The 16033-nt window shown below is 73.7% G+C and carries 18 protein-coding genes; 13 read left to right on the plus strand and 5 right to left on the minus strand.

Features of this window, described 5'->3' with window-relative positions; translation table 11 throughout:
• Positions 1-62: 62 nt before the first annotated feature.
• The 5 genes from ACFY0I_RS25620 to ACFY0I_RS25640 all read left to right on the plus strand — a co-directional run bounded on the left by ACFY0I_RS25620 (position 63) and on the right by ACFY0I_RS25640 (position 5087).
• The gene (locus ACFY0I_RS25620; protein ID WP_388900135.1) at positions 63-878 is read left to right on the plus strand and encodes an ABC transporter permease; all 816 of its coding nucleotides are present in this window, start codon (positions 63-65) and stop codon (positions 876-878) included.
• Entirely contained in the window at positions 871-1767 is an 897-nt protein-coding gene (locus tag ACFY0I_RS25625; protein ID WP_388900138.1) for an ABC transporter permease, read from the plus strand. The genes ACFY0I_RS25620 and ACFY0I_RS25625 overlap by 8 nt, the downstream gene beginning before the upstream one ends.
• Before the next feature lie 6 nt (positions 1768-1773).
• The gene (locus tag ACFY0I_RS25630) at positions 1774-2742 is read left to right on the plus strand and encodes an ATP-binding cassette domain-containing protein (protein WP_388900141.1); all 969 of its coding nucleotides are present in this window, start codon (positions 1774-1776) and stop codon (positions 2740-2742) included.
• Positions 2743-2830: 88 nt separating this feature from the next.
• The gene (locus tag ACFY0I_RS25635; RefSeq protein WP_388900143.1) at positions 2831-3595 is read left to right on the plus strand and encodes a DUF1707 domain-containing protein; all 765 of its coding nucleotides are present in this window, start codon (positions 2831-2833) and stop codon (positions 3593-3595) included.
• 175 nt (positions 3596-3770) lie between these two features.
• Complete coding sequence (locus tag ACFY0I_RS25640; RefSeq protein WP_388900146.1) at positions 3771-5087, plus strand: DUF445 domain-containing protein; 1317 nt, start codon at positions 3771-3773, stop codon at positions 5085-5087.
• 68 nt (positions 5088-5155) lie between these two features.
• Here ACFY0I_RS25640 and ACFY0I_RS25645 read toward each other — a convergent pair whose 3' ends face one another.
• On the minus strand, positions 5156-5455 hold the full coding sequence (locus tag ACFY0I_RS25645; RefSeq protein ID WP_281208493.1) for a hypothetical protein: 300 nt from the start codon (positions 5453-5455) through the stop codon (positions 5156-5158).
• A gap of 142 nt (positions 5456-5597) precedes the next feature.
• A complete protein-coding gene (locus tag ACFY0I_RS25650; protein WP_388900149.1) occupies positions 5598-5774 on the minus strand; it encodes a hypothetical protein in 177 nt (58 codons plus the stop codon).
• 161 nt (positions 5775-5935) lie between these two features.
• Here ACFY0I_RS25650 and ACFY0I_RS25655 point away from each other — a divergent pair, with 161 nt between their 5' ends.
• Together ACFY0I_RS25655 and ACFY0I_RS25660 are read left to right on the plus strand one after the other, a co-directional pair.
• Positions 5936-6481: an acetyl-CoA sensor PanZ family protein gene (locus ACFY0I_RS25655; RefSeq protein ID WP_388900152.1), complete on the plus strand. Its 546-nt coding sequence runs from the start codon at positions 5936-5938 to the stop codon at positions 6479-6481.
• A gap of 314 nt (positions 6482-6795) precedes the next feature.
• A complete protein-coding gene (locus tag ACFY0I_RS25660) occupies positions 6796-8016 on the plus strand; it encodes a hypothetical protein (RefSeq protein ID WP_388900154.1) in 1221 nt (406 codons plus the stop codon).
• A 33-nt stretch (positions 8017-8049) separates the two neighbouring features.
• Here ACFY0I_RS25660 and ACFY0I_RS25665 read toward each other — a convergent pair whose 3' ends face one another.
• Positions 8050-8547 carry a very short patch repair endonuclease gene (locus tag ACFY0I_RS25665; RefSeq protein ID WP_388900157.1) on the minus strand — a complete coding sequence of 166 codons (498 nt, stop codon included), beginning with the start codon at positions 8545-8547 and terminating at the stop codon, positions 8050-8052.
• Positions 8548-8695: 148 nt separating this feature from the next.
• Positions 8696-9694, minus strand: coding sequence for an SEC-C metal-binding domain-containing protein (locus tag ACFY0I_RS25670; protein ID WP_388900160.1), 999 nt, complete (start codon positions 9692-9694; stop codon positions 8696-8698).
• Positions 9695-9750: 56 nt separating this feature from the next.
• Here ACFY0I_RS25670 and ACFY0I_RS25675 point away from each other — a divergent pair, with 56 nt between their 5' ends.
• The 6 genes from ACFY0I_RS25675 (at position 9751) to ACFY0I_RS25700 (ending at position 14714) form a co-directional block, all read left to right on the plus strand.
• Complete coding sequence (locus tag ACFY0I_RS25675; protein WP_388900162.1) at positions 9751-10611, plus strand: class E sortase; 861 nt, start codon at positions 9751-9753, stop codon at positions 10609-10611.
• A 10-nt stretch (positions 10612-10621) separates the two neighbouring features.
• Complete coding sequence (locus tag ACFY0I_RS25680) at positions 10622-10861, plus strand: DUF3311 domain-containing protein (protein ID WP_388900165.1); 240 nt, start codon at positions 10622-10624, stop codon at positions 10859-10861.
• Between the two features lie 38 nt (positions 10862-10899).
• A complete protein-coding gene (locus ACFY0I_RS25685) occupies positions 10900-12432 on the plus strand; it encodes a sodium:solute symporter (protein ID WP_388900422.1) in 1533 nt (510 codons plus the stop codon).
• Positions 12433-12496: 64 nt separating this feature from the next.
• Positions 12497-12844 carry a DUF6412 domain-containing protein gene (locus ACFY0I_RS25690; protein WP_388900168.1) on the plus strand — a complete coding sequence of 116 codons (348 nt, stop codon included), beginning with the start codon at positions 12497-12499 and terminating at the stop codon, positions 12842-12844.
• 135 nt (positions 12845-12979) lie between these two features.
• Positions 12980-13717 carry a YidC/Oxa1 family membrane protein insertase gene (locus tag ACFY0I_RS25695; RefSeq protein ID WP_388900170.1) on the plus strand — a complete coding sequence of 246 codons (738 nt, stop codon included), beginning with the start codon at positions 12980-12982 and terminating at the stop codon, positions 13715-13717.
• Positions 13718-13856: 139 nt separating this feature from the next.
• Positions 13857-14714, plus strand: a complete 858-nt coding sequence (locus tag ACFY0I_RS25700; RefSeq protein WP_388900173.1) for a fumarylacetoacetate hydrolase family protein — start codon at positions 13857-13859, stop codon at positions 14712-14714.
• A gap of 70 nt (positions 14715-14784) precedes the next feature.
• On the opposite strand, the gene ACFY0I_RS25705 is transcribed toward ACFY0I_RS25700, so the two are convergent.
• Positions 14785-15999, minus strand: coding sequence for an ALF repeat-containing protein (locus ACFY0I_RS25705; RefSeq protein WP_388900175.1), 1215 nt, complete (start codon positions 15997-15999; stop codon positions 14785-14787).
• Positions 16000-16033: the final 34 nt, after the last annotated feature.

Below are 16033 nucleotides of genomic sequence, written 5' to 3' on the forward strand. Positions count from 1 at the left end.
TCCGCACTAAGCTCGCGCGCTTTGGCCGACGTAGGAACGATGGGGAAAACGGAGGGGATACGGTGCGTCAGAGAGCGCTGCTCTACGGGGCCGTCGCGGCGGGCGGCTTCCGGCGCTACGCGGCCTACGGAACGGCGACGGCCGCGGGGGTGTTCACCAACACCGTGTTCGGATTCATCGTCGCCTACACGTACGTCGCGCTGTGGGACGAACGGCCGGGCCTCGGCGGCTACGACCAGGCGCAGGCCCTCACCTTCGTCTGGGTGAGCCAGTCCGTGCTCGCTGCCGCGGCGCTCATCGGGGGCGGCTTCCAGGAGGAGCTCCAGGAACGGGTCCGCACGGGGGACATCGCCGTCGACCTGTACCGGCCGGCGGACCTCCAACTGTGGTGGCTCGCCTCCGACCTCGGGAGGGCCGCCTTCCAACTGCTGGGGCGCGGGGTGGTGCCGCTCATCGCCGGCGCCCTCGCCTTCCCGCTGGCGCTGCCCGTTGATCCGGTGCGCTGGCTGCTGTTCCTGGTGTCCCTCACGCTCGGGCTGACCGTCAGCTTCGCGGTGCGCTACCTGCTCGGGCTGGCCGCGTTCTGGCTGCTGGACGGCACCGGGATCAACCTGATGGCCACCGTGGTGACCATCTTCTTCTCCGGGATGGTGCTGCCCCTGACGGTGTTCCCCGGCGCGTTCGGGGACGTGGCGCGGGCCCTGCCCTGGGCGGCGATGCTCCAGGTCCCGCTCGACGTCCTGCTCGGCACGCACTCCGGGGCCGGCGGAGCGGCAGGGGCGCTGGGCTTCCAGGCCGGATGGGCGCTGGTCCTGCTGGGCGCGGGCCGGCTGATGCAGGCGGCGGCGACGCGGAAGGTGGTGGTCCAGGGTGGCTGAGGCAACGGGCGTCGTCGAGGACGGTCCCGGCACGGACGCGGGCGCGGGTGGGCCCGTGGGGTTCGACGGGCCGGTCCGCAACCGCGCGTGGGAGGGGCTGCGCGGCTACGGGCTGATCGTCACGATGTGGATCCGCTCGACCATGACGTACCGGACGTCGTTCTTCCTCGCGACCTTCGGGAACGCGACGATCACCCTGCTCGACTTCGCGGGCATCGCCATCATGTTCTCGCACGTGGACGTGCTCGGCGGGTTCACGCTCCCCGAGATCGCCCTGCTCTACGGATCCTGCTCGGCCTCTCTGGGCCTGGCCGACCTGCTCCTCGGCAACACGGACCGGATCGGGTCCCGGATCCGCGACGGCTCGCTCGACACCATGCTGGTGCGGCCGGTCCCGGTGCTCGCGCAGGTCGCGGCCGACCGGTTCGCCCTGCGCCGCCTCGGTCGGATCGTGCAGGGCCTCGGCGTGCTGGCCTGGGGGGTCTCGGCGCTGGACGTGGACTGGACGGTCGGGAAGGTCCTGCTGGTCCCCGTGATGATCCTGGCCGGGGCGGGGATCTTCGGGGCCGTGATGGTGGCCGGGGCCGCCTTCCAGTTCGCCGCCGGGGACGCGGCGGAGGTGCAGAACTCCTTCACGTACGGCGGCTGCACGATGCTCCAGTACCCGCCGACGGTCTTCGCGAAGGACCTGCTGCGCGGGGTCACCTTCATCGTCCCGCTCGCCTTCGTCAACTGGCTGCCCGCCCTGTACGTCCTGGGCCGGCCCGACCCGCTCGGTCTGCCGCAATGGGTGGCGTTCACGAGCCCGCTGGTGGCCTTCCTGGTGTTCCTGCCCGCGTCGCTGGCCTGGCGCGCGGGTGTCCGTTCGTACCGCAGCACGGGGAGTTGAGGGCTGATGGCAGAAGCACTGATCGCTTTGGACGGCGTCGAGAAGGTCTTCGACGTACGCCGCCGGGTGAACTGGGTCAGACGGGAGAAACGGCAGGTCAGGGCCGTTGACGGGATCAGCTTCGAGGTCGCGCGGGGCGAGATGGTCGGCTACATCGGGCCCAACGGCGCCGGCAAGTCCACCACCATCAAGATGCTGACCGGCATCCTCACCCCCAGCGGCGGCCGGCTGCGCGTCGCCGGCATCGACCCCGCGCGGGAGCGGATGCGCCTCGCACACCGGATCGGGGTGGTGTTCGGGCAGCGCACCACGCTGTGGTGGGACCTGCCGCTGAAGGACTCGTACGGGCTGATGCGCCGGATGTACCGGATCCCGGCGGCCCGGTACGCGGAGAACCTGGAGCGGTGCGTCGACCGGCTGGACCTCGGCGAACTGCTCGACGTGCCGGTACGCCAGCTCTCGCTGGGGCAGCGGATGCGCGGCGACATCGCGGCGGCGCTGCTGCACGATCCGGAGGTGCTCTACCTCGACGAGCCGACGATCGGCCTCGACGTGGTCAGCAAGGCGAAGGTGCGGGGCTTCCTGCGGCAGCTCAACGAGGAACTCGGCACCACGGTCCTGCTCACGACCCACGACCTCCAGGACATCGAGCAGCTCTGCGAGCGGGTGATGGTCATCGACCACGGCCGCCTCATGTACGACGGCGCGCTCGGCGGGCTGCACGAGGCGGGGCCCGAAGGGGCGGGCGAGCGGACCCTCGTGGTCGACCTGGAGGCGGAGATCGCGCCGATCGAGGTAGCGGGTGCGCGGGTGGTCAAGGTGGACGGCCCCCGACAGTGGCTGGCCTTCCCCGCACGGGCCTCGGCGGCGCCGCTGGTGGCCGAGGTGGCGGCCCGCTACCCGCTCCTGGACCTGTCGGTGCGGGAGCCCGACATCGAGGACGTGATCGCGCGGATGTACGCGGGTCGGGGTTGAGTCAGGGTCCCGTCTCGGGGTCGATCCCGGGGAGAGGGGCCGGGGCGGGCCATTCAACTGGTGCGGATCTCTGCATAGTGTGGTCCACATGAGTGACGAGCGGCCCGAGAAGTCCTTGCCCGAGAAGGCTCCGGTACCGGAGACGGCGTCGCCGGAACGGCCGTCCCTGGAGAAGGCGTCGCCGGACCGGGCGCCGTTGCCGGAGCTGAGGGCGTCCGACGCCGATCGGGACCGGGTGGTGGAGCGCCTGCGGGACGCCGTCGCCGAGGGCCGGCTCGACATGGAGGAGTTCGAGGAGCGCCTGGAGGCGGTCTACGCCTCCAGGACGTACGCCGAACTCGCCCCCCTGACCCGCGACCTTCCGCAGGTGCCCGGCGAGTCCCCCCTGGGCGTCGCCGCGCCCGCCGCCCCGGCCCGGGGCGGCGAGGCGCGGTCCTCCTGGCAGTCCCGCATCGGGGGCCGGGGCACTTCGGCCACGGCCGTCGCCGTGATGTCGGGGTTCCAGCGCAAGGGGCACTGGACGGTGCCCGCCCGCTTCAACGCGGTGGCCTTCTGGGGCGGCGGCGAGATCGACCTCCGCGACGCCGACTTCGCCGAACGCGAGGTCGTGATCACCTGTGTCGCCGTGATGGGCGGCATCGAGATCACGGTCCCGCCGGGCGTCGAGGTCGACGTACGGGGCATCGGGATCATGGGCGGCTTCGACCAGGGCGCGGCCTCGTCCCGGCCGGAACCCGGAGCGCCGCGCGTGATCGTCAACGGCCTCGCCTTCTGGGGCGGCGTCGGCATCAAGGTCAAGGCGCCGAAGGGCTCGAAGCCGCTGGACGGCGGGAAACGGCGCAAGGAGCTGTAGGGCCGGGCACGGGGTACGGGCGCGGGTACGGGGTACGCGGCCACGGGACCGGACGGGTCCCCGGGGGCGCCCGGCGCACCCGAACGGCGCGCCGGGAACTCCCCGGGCCTCTCGGGAGTCGGATGCTATGCAGACAAAACCGGCCACCGGGGGAAGGCAGGAGCCCGTGAAAGACGTGGACAGCGACACGAGGGCGCGCACCGCGCCGCCCCCGCCGACCCGGAGCGCGTTCGTGTTCAACGCGGCGGACGAGGAGCGGCGGCGCGGCGTCCGCCGGATGAAGACCACCGCGACGGGCCTGCTGGTCCTGGTCGCGGTGGTCTACGTACTGGCGAAGTACGCCCAGCACGCCTGGGGCGCGGGCGGTTGGGCCGGGTACGTGGCGGCGGCGGCCGAGGCCGGCATGGTCGGCGCCCTCGCGGACTGGTTCGCGGTCACCGCGCTCTTCCGCAGGCCGCTCGGCCTGCCGATCCCGCACACCGCGATCATCCCGACCAAGAAGGACCAGCTGGGCGTCTCGCTCGGGGAGTTCGTCGGCGAGAACTTCCTCTCCTCCGACGTCGTGCGCGCCCGGCTGGGCGCCCTCGGCATCGGCGGCCGTCTCGGCTCCTGGCTGGCGGAACCCGAACACGCCGACCGGGTCACCGCCGAGCTCGCCACCGCGCTGCGCGGGGCGCTGACCGTCCTGCGCGACTCCGACGTCCAGGCCGTCGTCGGCGAAGCCATCACCCGGCGCGCCGAGCACGCCGAGATCGCGCCGGGCCTCGGCAAGACCCTGGAGAAGGTCGTCGTGGACGGCGGCCACCGCAGGGCCGTCGACCTGATCTGCGCGAAGGCCCACGACTGGCTCGTGACGCACGGGGACTCGGTGATGGACGCCGTCCAGGGCGGCGCCCCCGGCTGGACGCCCCGCTTCGTCGACCGGAAGATCGGCGACCGCGTCTACAAGGAGCTGCTCCGCTTCGTCACCGAGATGCGGGACATGCCGGAGCACCCGGCGCGCGGGGCCGTCGACCGTTTCCTGACCGACTTCGCCGCCGACCTCCAGTCGGACACGCAGACGCGGGCGCGCGTCGAACGGCTGAAGTCCGAGATCCTCGCCCGGGGCGAGGTCCAGGACGTGATCGCCTCCGCGTGGACCGCGATCCGCTCGATGATCCTCTCGGCGGCGGAGGACGAGCAGAGCGAGCTGCGGCTCCGCGTCCGCGCCTCATTGATGTCGCTCGGCGCGCGCCTGGCCACCGACGGCCGGCTCCAGGCGAAGGTGGAGGGCTGGATCGAGGGCGCCGTCGTGTACGTGGTCACGACCTACCGCACCGAGATCACCTCGCTGATCACGGACACGGTGGCGAGCTGGGACGCGGAACACACCTCCCGCAAGATCGAGGCCCACATCGGGCGCGACCTCCAGTTCATCCGCATCAACGGCACGGTGGTCGGCGCGCTGGCCGGCCTGGTGATCTACACGGTGTCGCGGGCGTTCGGGGCGTGACCCGGGGCGTGGCGGGGGCGCTGCTTTCGGGGGACGGCCCGACCGGGCGTCGGGCCGTCCGCTCCGGGTCAGGCGCGGTCGGCCACCGCCCAGGTCGTGGCGGCCACGACGCCGGCCGCGCCGATGACGGCCGGCCACGCCCCGACCTTCTTGGCCAGCGGGTGCGACCCGGCGAAGCCGGCGACGTACAGGGCGCCCAGTCCGGCCGCCACCGGGGCGCCGCCGCGCCGGTGCCACTCGCGTCCGGCCACGAGGCCGGCGGCGCCGAGCACGACACCGCCCAGCGGCCGCTTCTTGGTCCAGCGGGCGACGGCGTAGCCGCCGACCAGGCCTGCGGCCGCCACCACGGAACTCGGTACCCGCGCCATGTCGAACTCCCTCGTCTTTTTCGGGTTGCTGATGCTGATCTGCTGTTGCGCTGCCGCTGCCGCTGCCGCTGCCGCTGCTGCGCGGCCGGTCGCACAGGGCTGTGGTCCGATGGTCCGACAGTCCGATGAACCGTCCACGAGGCTAACGCGGCCGCCTGGAGAACCGCTGGGCGCCCACCGCGCCGAGGACGAGCACGGACCCGCCGATCACGGCGTGCGGCACCGCGTCCTGCACGGCCCGGGGCAGCACCGCCACGACGCCGAGGACGAGCAGGAAGGCGAGCGCGAATCCGCCCGTCACGCGCAGCAGTCTGTCCACGGGCTGCTCAACGCCCCGGCCGGGCACGCGACACGGAGATCACGGAGGCGATTTGTCGCACACTCTCCGTTTCTGCGGAGCGGCCTGGGAGGGAACCCGGAAGGCGTAGATTCGGTCTTCCAGGGGGAAACCCGCTCAACCCACCACCAGGAGTCGACGCCTTGATCTCTTACGGACGAGCCGTCCTCGACCTCGCGGACGAGCTGGTCGACGCCTATGCGGAGGTGTTCTCCCGGCCGCCGTGGAACGAAGGTGAAGAAACCATTCGCCAGTTCTCGACCCGGCTTCAGACGGATGTCCGGCGGGCGGGGTTCCGTACGGCCTTCGCCCAGTCCGCGACCGGCATCGACGGCTTCGCGACCGGCTGGCTGACCCCGGCCCCCTTCCCGAAGAACCGCGCGTACCCGCAGGTCGCCGCACAGCTCGGCGCGGCCCGGGTCCGGGAACTGCTCGTCGGGGCCCTGGAGATCGACGAACTGGCCGTACGCGGCTACGCGCGCGGCCACGGCACCGGCCGGACCCTGCTCACCGAGATCACCGCCGACGCCCCCGAGGGGCGGGCGTGGCTCCTGACCTCACGCCTGGCCACGGACACGGTCGCCACGTACCGCCGGCTGGGCTGGCGCGAGGTCCCGGCGCTGCCGGGCACCGAGACGGGCGTGATCGTCTTCCTCTCCCCGACCCACCCGCACCACCCCAACCCCTGACCCGGCCCCCTTCGGCGCCCCCTCGGGCCCGGGGGTAGGACCGACGCACTCGGTACGGGCGATCCGGGCCGCGGGCCGGTCCGGTGATCCGGCCGGTCCGGTGATCCGGTTCGTCGGGCCTGCCCGGTCGTGCGGTCCGTCCGGTCGTGCGGTCCGTCCGTTCGGTCCGAGGTGGGGCCCACCCCCCCCGGCCCGGCCGCCGTTTCCGGCCGGGGCGCGCGGGGGCGCGCGTGCCGGGTCGTTGGCGCTCGTCCCGCGCCCGGTAGCGGCCGGGCGGGCGGTACACCCGGCCCGGGGTGGGGCATACCCGGGCCATGATCACAGCGCAGTGGAATCCCGCCGGTCCGACGCCCGGACCCGGTGACGACCCCGTCCGGAAGCCCCCGACCGGGCAGGCCGCCGTTCCGGAGCCGGCCGGGAGCCGGGCCGTCGTCGCGAAGCCCCCGACCGGGCCGCCGGCCGTCGGGCCGCCCACCGCCCGGCCCGGACCCGACCGGCCCGGCACCGCCCGGCCGCCCACCGCGCGGGCCTCCGGTCGTTCCGGCGCCGTGTCGGCTCGGCGGCAGCACGGGCTCGCCACCCGGCACCAGCTCACCACCGCGGGGGTGCCCGGCGGCACGATCGCCTCCCGTACCCGCCCCGGCGGGCCCTGGCAACGGCTGTTGCCGCGCGTCTACCTCCTCCAGACCGGCCCCCCCGACCCCCGACGGCGCGCGCTGGCCGCCGTCCTCTACGCGGCCGAGCCCACCGCCGACCCGCTCTCCGGCGACACGGCCGTCCTCACCGGCGGCGCCGCCCTCGCCCTCCTCGGCATCCGCGACACCCCGACCACCCCGGCCGACGTCCTGATCCGCGCCCCGCGCCGACTCGCCCCCGCCCCCGGGGTCCGGACCCGGGCCACGTCCCGCTGGCCGGGCACGATGACCGTGTCCGGGGTACCCACGGCCCGACCGGTACGCGCCGCCGCCGACTTCGCCGCTCGTACGGAACCGGGCGCGCCCCCCGACCGGATCCGCTCCGTCCTCGCCCAGGTCGTCCAGGCCGGCTGGTGCCACCCGCACGACCTGCACGCCGAACTGCGCGCCTCCCGCCTCCTGGCCCGCCCCGCGGTCCGCGCCGCCGCCGCCGAACTGCTGGCCGGGGTCCGCTCGGTCGCCGAGGCGCGGGCCCGCGACACCCTCGAGGCCACCGACCTCCCGACCCCCCTCTGGAACGCCCGCCTCCACACCTCGGACGGTGCCTTCCTGGCCAGCCCGGACGCCTACTGGCCCGATGAGGGCGTGGCTCTGGAGGTGGATTCGGCGGAGTACCACTACACCCGTGACGCCTGGCAGGCCACGCTGCGCCGCCGCCTGCGCCTGGAGTCCCACGGCATCCTGGTGGTCAGCGCGACCCCGGCGATGCTCCGCGACACCCCGACGGAGGTCCTGGCCGCCCTGCGCGCCTTCCTCGACCTCGCGAGGTCACGCCCGACCCCGCCCAGGGCCTTGGCCCGCGGCCACCAACAGCTCACCCTCTTCCGGACCAAGGGGTAGGTCGCCCCTCAGGTCGCCCCCCCGCGCGGCAGGTCAACCCGCCTTCGGCGCGGGCCCGTTCCCGTCGGAGGCGGGTCGCGCGCGGTCCTCGGGGGGCCGGTGCGCGGGCCGTTGGGGCGTCGCCGCGGACCGGGTCGCGATGACCTGCGCCGCCACCGCCTCGGCCCGTTCGTGCTCCCAGAACCGGAGCACCGTCCAACCGGCCGACGTCAGCTGCTCGTTCGTCTCGCGGTCCCGCGCCATGTTGCGTTCGAGCTTCTCGCGCCACCACTCGGCGTTGGCCTTCGGCCGCGTCGCGTGCTGCGGGCAGCCGTGCCAGAAGCAGCCGTCCAGGAAGACGGCGACCTTCGCCCCGGGGAAGGCGATGTCGATGCTGCGGCGCGGCATCCCCGGCACCTTCACCTGGAGCCGGTAGCGCAGTCCCGCCGCGTGGAGCAGCTTGCGGACCGCCATCTCGGGCGAGGTGTTCCGTACGGACTGCCGACTCATCCGGGCGGACACGGCGGCGGAGGAGGGCTCGACGGGAATCATCGCGGTTCCTCCCCGCTCGCCGGTGGTCATGGGGGCGTGGGCCGCCCCCTGAAGCCGATGGTACGGAACGGCGCCGACAGCGCCGTCGGGTACGGACGGCCCGACCGGCCCCCTCCGCGAACGGAGGGGGTTGCCGGCGCCGGCGGGGTCAGGACTGCCCGTGGCACTCCGCGTAGGGCTTGCCCGAGGCGCACCAGCAGGGGGCCGTGGCACCGGGAGGCCAGGAGGTGGCCTTGCCGCGGGCGGCGAGGGTGGTGGCGTACTCGGCCAGCAGGGAGGGGGAGGCCGGGGAGGTCTTCTCCGAGGCGGCGAAGGCCTCGTACGAGGGGACGCTGCCGGTGACGATGCCGAGGTTGGTGGTGCCCGACGCGGCGAGGGCGCGCAGGGAGGCCTCGATGGCGGTCAGGTGCGTCGCGTGGGAGGAGTACTCCGCGGCGAGGGTCGGGTACGAGGTGAGGAGCTCGGCGAGTTCGCGCTGGGGCCAGTGCAGGATCGCGACCGGGAAGGGGCGGGAGAGGGCGGCGCGGCGGTCGCCCAGTTCGGCCCGCAGGCGGGCGATCTCGGCGCGGAGTTCGGCCGGGTCGTCGGAGCCGAGGGCCCAGATGCGCTTCGGGTCGTGGAGTTCGTCGAGGGGGATCGGGCCGACGTGACGGGTGTCGGCGACCATGTCCCATTCGTCGTGCGGGAGCCCGAGCAGGCGACGGACCCGGTGGCGGCCCGTGAGGAGGGCGGTGGTGGCCGGGGTGAGGGGGGTGTCCTCCGAGGTCAGCAGGGTCGCGGCCTCGGTGAAGCAGTCGTGCGAGGCTTCCAGCTCGTCGTGGGCTTCGAGGGTTTCCGCGATCACCTCCCAGGGGGCCGGGTCCGCGGGGGCGGCGGTCCGGATGCCGGAGATCAGGGCGCGGGCCTCGGCCTCGTGACCGTACTCCCACAGGTTCGCGGCCTGCAGGGCCTTGATCAGGTGCGGGTCGGCGGGCGAGGCGGAGAGGAGTTGGTCGTAGAGGGCGCTCGCCCGGTCCCGTGCGTCGGCCAGTTCGAGGTGGGCGGCGGCCTGGAGGAGCAACGGCTCCTGGTCCTCGGGGTATCGGGTCGCCGTGCGGATGAGGCGCTCGGCTTCGGCAATGTGCTCTGCAGGCGTGTCGGGGCGCATGGTTCACACCGTACTGCCGCTGGTCAGTTGAGGGGGGAGGACTTAAGGTGCGGCCCGTGCGGGATCACATACGTGTGGTGGTGCAGGGGAGCGGCCGGCGCGGGCGCGGGGCCCGTCTCGCACGGCTGTTGTGGGTGGCCGCGGAGGCGGTCACCACGTTGGGCGTGGTGGTGGCGTTGCTGGTGGTGCACCAGGTGTGGTGGACGAACCGGCAGGCCGCGACCGCCGCGCAGGAGCAGGTCCAGGCGCTGGAGCGGGCCTGGGAGGGGGACGGCGCGGGGGCGGTCGCGGAGACGGGGGCGGGGGACACCGGTGTTCCCGACGGGCCCGCGGGGGACGCGCCGGGGGACGGCTCGTCGCCCGCCGCGGAGGGCACCGGGTCCCCGAGCGGGACCGCGCCGGTGTCCCCGTCCGCGGGGCCGGCGGCGGGCGCTCCCGCCGCGCCGCGACCGAAGCCCGCGCCGGCGCCCGCGCGGGACGAGGCGTACGCCGTGCTGCGCGTTCCGCGCCTCGGCCTCTCCGTTCCCGTCGCGCAGGGGATCGACAAGCGGGCCGTGCTGGACAAGGGGTACGTCGGCCAGTACCCGGGGACCGCGCGGCCGGGCGAGCGGGGCAACTTCGCGCTGGCGGGCCACCGCAACACGCACGGGGAGCCGTTCCGGTACGTCAACAGGCTGCGTCCCGGGGACGAGTTGCACGTCGACGTGCGCGGCCGGCGCTACACGTACGTGGTCGGCCAGGTGCTGAACGAGACCACCGAGCGGGACATCGGGGTGATCGCACCGGTGCCGCGCAGCGCGGTGCGGCCCGAGTACGGGTACAGCCGGCCGGACGCGTACATCACGCTCACCACCTGCACGCCCGAGTACAGCTCCAAGTACCGCCTGGTGGTGTGGGGGACGCTCAAGTCGGCCTAGGCTGGGCCGGGTGCGTCCGAAATGGGTGAAGCGTCCGCAGTTGCTGTGGCTGGGGGTGCCCTTCGTGCTTTTCCTCGGGGTGCTGCCGGTGGTGAACCGGATCGAGCCGCGGCCGGGCGGGGTGCCGTTCCTGTTCGTGTGGCTCCTCGGGGCGACCCTCGTGACGCCGCTCGCCGTGTGGCTCGCCCGGCGCGGGGACCGGCGTGACGCGGCCCGGCGCGGGGCCGGTCGCGGCGAGGAGGGGGCGTGAGCGGGGCCGTCGTCGCGACGTCCGTCTTCGCGGCGTTCATGGTGGCCACCGTCGCGCTCGGCCTGCTCGCGGCCCGGGGCCGGGGCGGCGGCGGGGGAGGCCTCGCCGAGTGGTCGGTGGGCGGGCGCTCGCTGGGGACCGTCTTCATCTGGGTCCTGATGGCGGGCGAGGGCTACACCAGCTTCAGCTACCTCGGGGCCGCCGGCTGGGGCTACAACTACGGCGCCCCGGTGCTGTACGTCGTCGCGTACATGTCCTGCGGCTACGCGCTCGGGTACGTGGTCGGCCCCGTGCTCTGGGACTACGCGCGCCGGCACGGGCTCGTCGGGATCAGCGACATGGTGGCCCACCGCTACGGGCGCCCCTGGCTCGGGGCGGCCGTGGCCGTCCTCGCCACGGTGTTCCTGCTGCCCTACATCCAGTTGCAGATCACGGGCATGGGCGTCGTGGTCACGACGGTGACCTACGGGGCGGTGTCGCCGAACGGGGCCTACTTCCTGGCCTTCGCCGTCACCACCGGCTTCGTCGTCGTCAGCGGACTGCGCGGGAGCGCGTGGGTGTCGGTGCTCAAGGACGTGATGGTGATCGGGACGTTGGGGTTCCTCGCCGTGTACGTGCCGTTCCACTACTTCGGCGGCTACGGGGAGCTCTTCGACCGGCTCGTGGCCGAGAAGCCGACCTGGCTGACCCTGCCGGGGCACGGCGGGGGCGCGAGCGGTGGCGGCCGGGGGGAGCTCGGGGTCGGGTGGTTCGTCAGCACCTCCCTGCTGAACGCCCTGACCGTGGTCGTCTTCCCGACCACCGTGGCGGGGTACCTCGGCGCGCGCAGCGCCGACACCCTGCGACGCAATGCCGTGCTGCTGCCCGCCTACAACGTGTTGCTGTTCGTACCGATGCTGCTCGGCATGGCCGCGCTGTTCGTGGTGCCGGGACTGACGGGCGCCGGGTCGAACCTGGCGCTGTTCGAGCTGGTCGTCGACTCGCTGCCGGCGTGGGCGGTGGGGGTGATCGGGGTGGCCGCGGCACTGTCGTCGATCGTGCCGATGGCCGTGTTCATGCTGGTCATCGGCACGATGTGGGGGCGCAGCGTGCTGTCGCTCGTGCCCCGGTGGAGCGCGGGGGAGCGGCAGGTGCTCGCCTCCCGGGTCGTGGTCGTGGCCGCCGGGTCGATCGCGCTGGTGATGACGTACGTCGCCCCCAACACCCTGGTGCGGCTCTCGCTCGTCTCGTACGAGGGCATGGCGCAACTGCTGCCGATGCTGCTGCTGGGGCTGGTGTGGCGCGGGTTGACGGTGGCGGGGGCGGTGAGCGGGTTGTCCGTGGGGGTGGCGGTGGTCTGCGGACTGGTCTTCACCGGGCACGACCCGGTGTGGGGCGTGAACGCGGGGATGGTCGCGCTGCTCCTGAACCTGGCGGTGACGCTCGGGGTGTCCTGGTCGGCGGCTGGACGCCGGGGAGCCGCCGGCGCGGACGGGGACGGTCGGCCCGACGCGGAGGTACTGGCCCGGGACCCGCTGGAGGACCGCGATCCGTCAGGAGGTCCCCCTCCCCTTGTCGGTGGGCCCGGTTAGTATCGATCGCGAGAACCCGACCCGTGCGCTCGTACGGGGGTTCGTGGAGGAAGGGAGGGTCGTCATGCCGGGCACGAAGCGCGCTGCCGTGCGTCCCTCACCGCTGTCCTTCCTCATCACCTCGCGGGGCACCCGGCTGCTCGCCGCCCTGCTCGTGCTGCTCGGCGGGTTCCTCGGCCTGATGGCAGGGGAGAACGGCCTGGCCACCGCCGTGGTCGCGCTGGCGGCCGTCGTCGCCGTGGGCGCCGCCGCCCTGGCCGCGTGCCTCGTGCGGTCCGTGCCGCCGCACCGCATACGCACCGCGATCCGTGATCGCGAGCAGCGCACGGCGTTCCTGCCGCAGCGCGATCCCGATGCCTCGGGCCGGTCCCGGCCCAGGGCGCCCGGACGTCTCCTTCCGACGGCCGCGTAGGGGCGCGCAGCACCTTCCGCCTTCTGCTTCCGCCGACCGGTCACGGTCGGGCCGATCACTGTCGTCGCCCCTCGCGGGTCGTCACGCCGAAATGCACCTTCTTCGACGTTCGACGAATCCCCTCGGAGGGCCCGCGTGTCCGTTTTCACTGATCTTGTTGCCCAGCTGGGCCGGCTCCTGGAGCCGGTGCTGGCCGAGTCCGCGACCGCTGCCGCGATCGTGCTGTTCACCGTGCTCGTACGGCTCGCCCTGCATCCCCTGAGCCGTGCCGCGTTCCGCGGGGCCACGCCCGCGGCCGGCTGCCTGCCCGCGTTGCTCCAGCTGCCGGTGTTCTTCGTCATGTACCAGGCGTTCTCCTCCTCGCGGGTCGGGGGAGAGGCCAACGAGCTGCTGGGCCACCGGCTGTTCTCCGCGCCCCTCGGCTCCCGCCTGACCGACGCGCTGGCGCAGGGCGGCCCGTTCGGGGCGCAGGGCCTGGTGTTCCTCGGTCTGTTCGCGGCGATCGCGGTGGTGGCGGCCTGGAGCGCGGTACGGGGACGGCGCGCCGCCGCGGCGGCGCCCGCGCTTCCCGTCCCGACGCCGGGCCCCCGCGGAATCAAGGCCGGGGCGCCGGCGAAGCCCGCCGTGGAACTGAGCGCCGAGCAGCAGGCGGCGATGCGGAAGCTGGGCGGCGTCCTGCCCCTGCTGTCCTTCGGGACGCTGGTCACGGCTGCCGTGGTGCCGCTCGCCGCCGGGCTGTACCTGCTGACCACCACCGCCTGGTCGGTCGCGGAGCGGGCCTGGCTCCAGCACCGCAAGGACCGTGCGGCGGCGGTCGCCGGCGAGGGCGGCGCGCCGGCCGCGGTCGGTGCGGCGGCGGACGGTAGGCGGTAGGGGTCGTTCCAGTCCGTGAACAGGGTCTTGCGGATTGGGCGGCCATCTTGGAGGATCAACCAATCCTCCGATGGCCGCAACCCATCGGCCGGCCCCGGCATGCCCCGGGCCGACCACCCACGACCACGGGAGAATGCCCATGAAGCTGCTGCGTGTCGGACCCGTCGGGTCGGAGCGCCCCGCGCTGCTCGACCAGGACGGCACACTGCGTGACCTGTCCGGCCTGATCACGGATGTGGACGGCGACCTGCTGGCCGACGACTCCGCGCTGTCCCGGGTACGGGACGCCGTGGCGGCGGGCGAGCTTCCGGCCCTCGACGCGGAGGGGCTGCGCGTCGGCTCCCCGGTCGGCCGGATCGGCAAGATCGTGGGCATCGGGCTGAACTACCACGGCCACGCGGCCGAGGTCGGAGCCGAGGCGCCGCCGGAGCCGATCGTCTTCCTGAAGGCCCCGGACACCGTGGTCGGCCCGGACGACACCGTGCTGATCCCGCGCGGCAGCGTGAAGACCGACTGGGAGGCCGAGCTCGGCGTCGTCATCGGCGCCACCGCCCGCTACCTCGACTCCGCCGAGGAGGGCCTCGCGCACGTCGCCGGCTACCTACTGGCGAACGACGTCACGGAGCGCGCCTTCCAGACGGAGCGCGGCGGCACCTGGGACAAGGGCAAGAACTGCGAGACGTTCACCCCGCTCGGCCCCTGGCTGGTCACCGCGGACGAGGTCCCGGACCCGCAGGTGCTGGACGTACGCCTGTGGGTGAATGGCGAGCTGAAGCAGGACGGTCACACCTCGGACCAGATCTTCGCGGTCGGCGAGGTCGTGCGGTACCTGAGCCACTTCATGACCCTGTACCCGGGCGACGTCATCGTCACGGGGACGCCGGCGGGCGTGGCGGCCGGTCAGCCCGAGCCGAAGCCGTTCCTGCGGGCCGGTGACGTCGTCGAGGTGGAGATCGAGGGCCTCGGACGCCAGCGCCAGGAGTTCAAGAGCGCCTGACCCACGACACGGCGAAGGGGCGGACCGCCGTGGCGGTCCGCCCCTTCCGTGTCCCCGTGGGCGACGCCGATCAGCCCTCGTTGGTCGTACGACGGCGGCGGTTGGCGATGACCAGGCCCGCGCCGGCGGCGAGGGTCGCGGCGGCCGCGCCCCCGATCAGGACGTTCTCGGAACCGGCGCCCGTGTTCGCGAGCGGGCCGGAACCGGTGCTGCCCGCCGGAGTCACGTTTCCGTTCCCGGTGGTGCCGGTCGTTCCCGTGGTGCCGGTGGTACCCGTGGTGCCGGTGGTGCCGGTGGTGCCGGTCGTGCCCGTGGTGCCGGTGGTACCCGTGCCGCCGGTGGTGCCCGTGCCGCCCGTACCGCCGGTCTGGCCCCCGGTGGCCTTGTCCTTGGCGCGCGCGTCGTGCTGGCCGGTCTGGAGGAACGCCGCCCGGTCCTGGGCGGTGCCCTTGAGGGCGGCGAGGGCGGCCTTCTTCAGCTCCGGGCCGGCGCCCGTGACCATCGCCGAGATCAGGACCGTGTTGTCGTCGTCGCGCAGCACGTGCTGCGTGGTCTTGACGAACTCGCGCAGCTGCTCGGGCTTCGGGTTGCCTTCGAGGAGCTTGATGATGCCCTCCTTCAGGCCCGGGCCGGCGTCCTTCAGCATGCCGAGCACCGCGACCCGGTCGTCCTCGGCGCGCACCTTGTGCTGGCCGGTCGCGACGAACGCGCGGATCTCCTCGGGCGTGCCCTTGGAGAGCAGCTCGTTGGCGGCCTTCGTGACGCCCTTGCCGGCTCCGTTGAGCATGCGGGCGATCTCGACGCGGTCGTCCTCGTAGCGGGCCTTGTGCTGCCCGGTCGTCAGGAACGCGGTGATCGCCTCGCGGGTGTTGACCTTGAGGGTCTCGTCGGCCGCCGCGCGCACGGCCCGGCCGCCCGCCTCGCCGATCGCGGCGACCCGTACGCGGTCGTCCTCCAGCTTCAGCTGCGGCAGCTCGACCGTCAGGAACTGCCGCATCTGCGCGGCCGTTCCCTTGACGGCCTTCTCGGCGGCCTTGCGGATGTCCGGGCTGGTGGCCGGGTCCTTGAGGATCTTCTGGATCTCGGCCCGGTCCGTCGCCGCCTGCGGGTCCTCGGCGGGGGTGGTCGTGGTGCCGCCCGGGGCGGCCTCCGGGGCCGCGTCGGGCACCGTCGACGCGGGCCCGACGTTCGCCGCCGACGTGGAGTCGGTGGCGAACGCGGGCGAGGAGAGCAGGACGGCCGGGGCTATCGCGGCCGTGGCCACGACGGTTGCGATCCGGGGCAATTTCACTTTATGGAATTCCGTTCTTCACACGTGT

The organism is Streptomyces sp. NPDC001568 (assembly GCF_042893755.1).
Classification (GTDB): Bacteria; Actinomycetota; Actinomycetes; order Streptomycetales; family Streptomycetaceae; genus Streptomyces.

What these genes read in the sequence shown, in the direction of transcription:
- ACFY0I_RS25630 (WP_388900141.1), top strand. Translation starts at nt 1,774, where the DNA reads ATGGCAGAAGCACTGATCGCTTTGGACGGCGTCGAGAAGGTCTTCGAC.
- ACFY0I_RS25635 (WP_388900143.1), top strand. Translation starts at nt 2,831, where the DNA reads ATGAGTGACGAGCGGCCCGAGAAGTCCTTGCCCGAGAAGGCTCCGGTA.
- ACFY0I_RS25645 (WP_281208493.1), bottom strand. Translation starts at nt 5,455, where the DNA reads ATGGCGCGGGTACCGAGTTCCGTGGTGGCGGCCGCAGGCCTGGTCGGC.
- ACFY0I_RS25660 (WP_388900154.1), top strand. Translation starts at nt 6,796, where the DNA reads ATGATCACAGCGCAGTGGAATCCCGCCGGTCCGACGCCCGGACCCGGT.
- ACFY0I_RS25665 (WP_388900157.1), bottom strand. Translation starts at nt 8,547, where the DNA reads ATGATTCCCGTCGAGCCCTCCTCCGCCGCCGTGTCCGCCCGGATGAGT.
- ACFY0I_RS25670 (WP_388900160.1), bottom strand. Translation starts at nt 9,694, where the DNA reads ATGCGCCCCGACACGCCTGCAGAGCACATTGCCGAAGCCGAGCGCCTC.
- ACFY0I_RS25685 (WP_388900422.1), top strand. Translation starts at nt 10,900, where the DNA reads ATGGTGGCCACCGTCGCGCTCGGCCTGCTCGCGGCCCGGGGCCGGGGC.
- ACFY0I_RS25690 (WP_388900168.1), top strand. Translation starts at nt 12,497, where the DNA reads ATGCCGGGCACGAAGCGCGCTGCCGTGCGTCCCTCACCGCTGTCCTTC.
- ACFY0I_RS25700 (WP_388900173.1), top strand. Translation starts at nt 13,857, where the DNA reads ATGAAGCTGCTGCGTGTCGGACCCGTCGGGTCGGAGCGCCCCGCGCTG.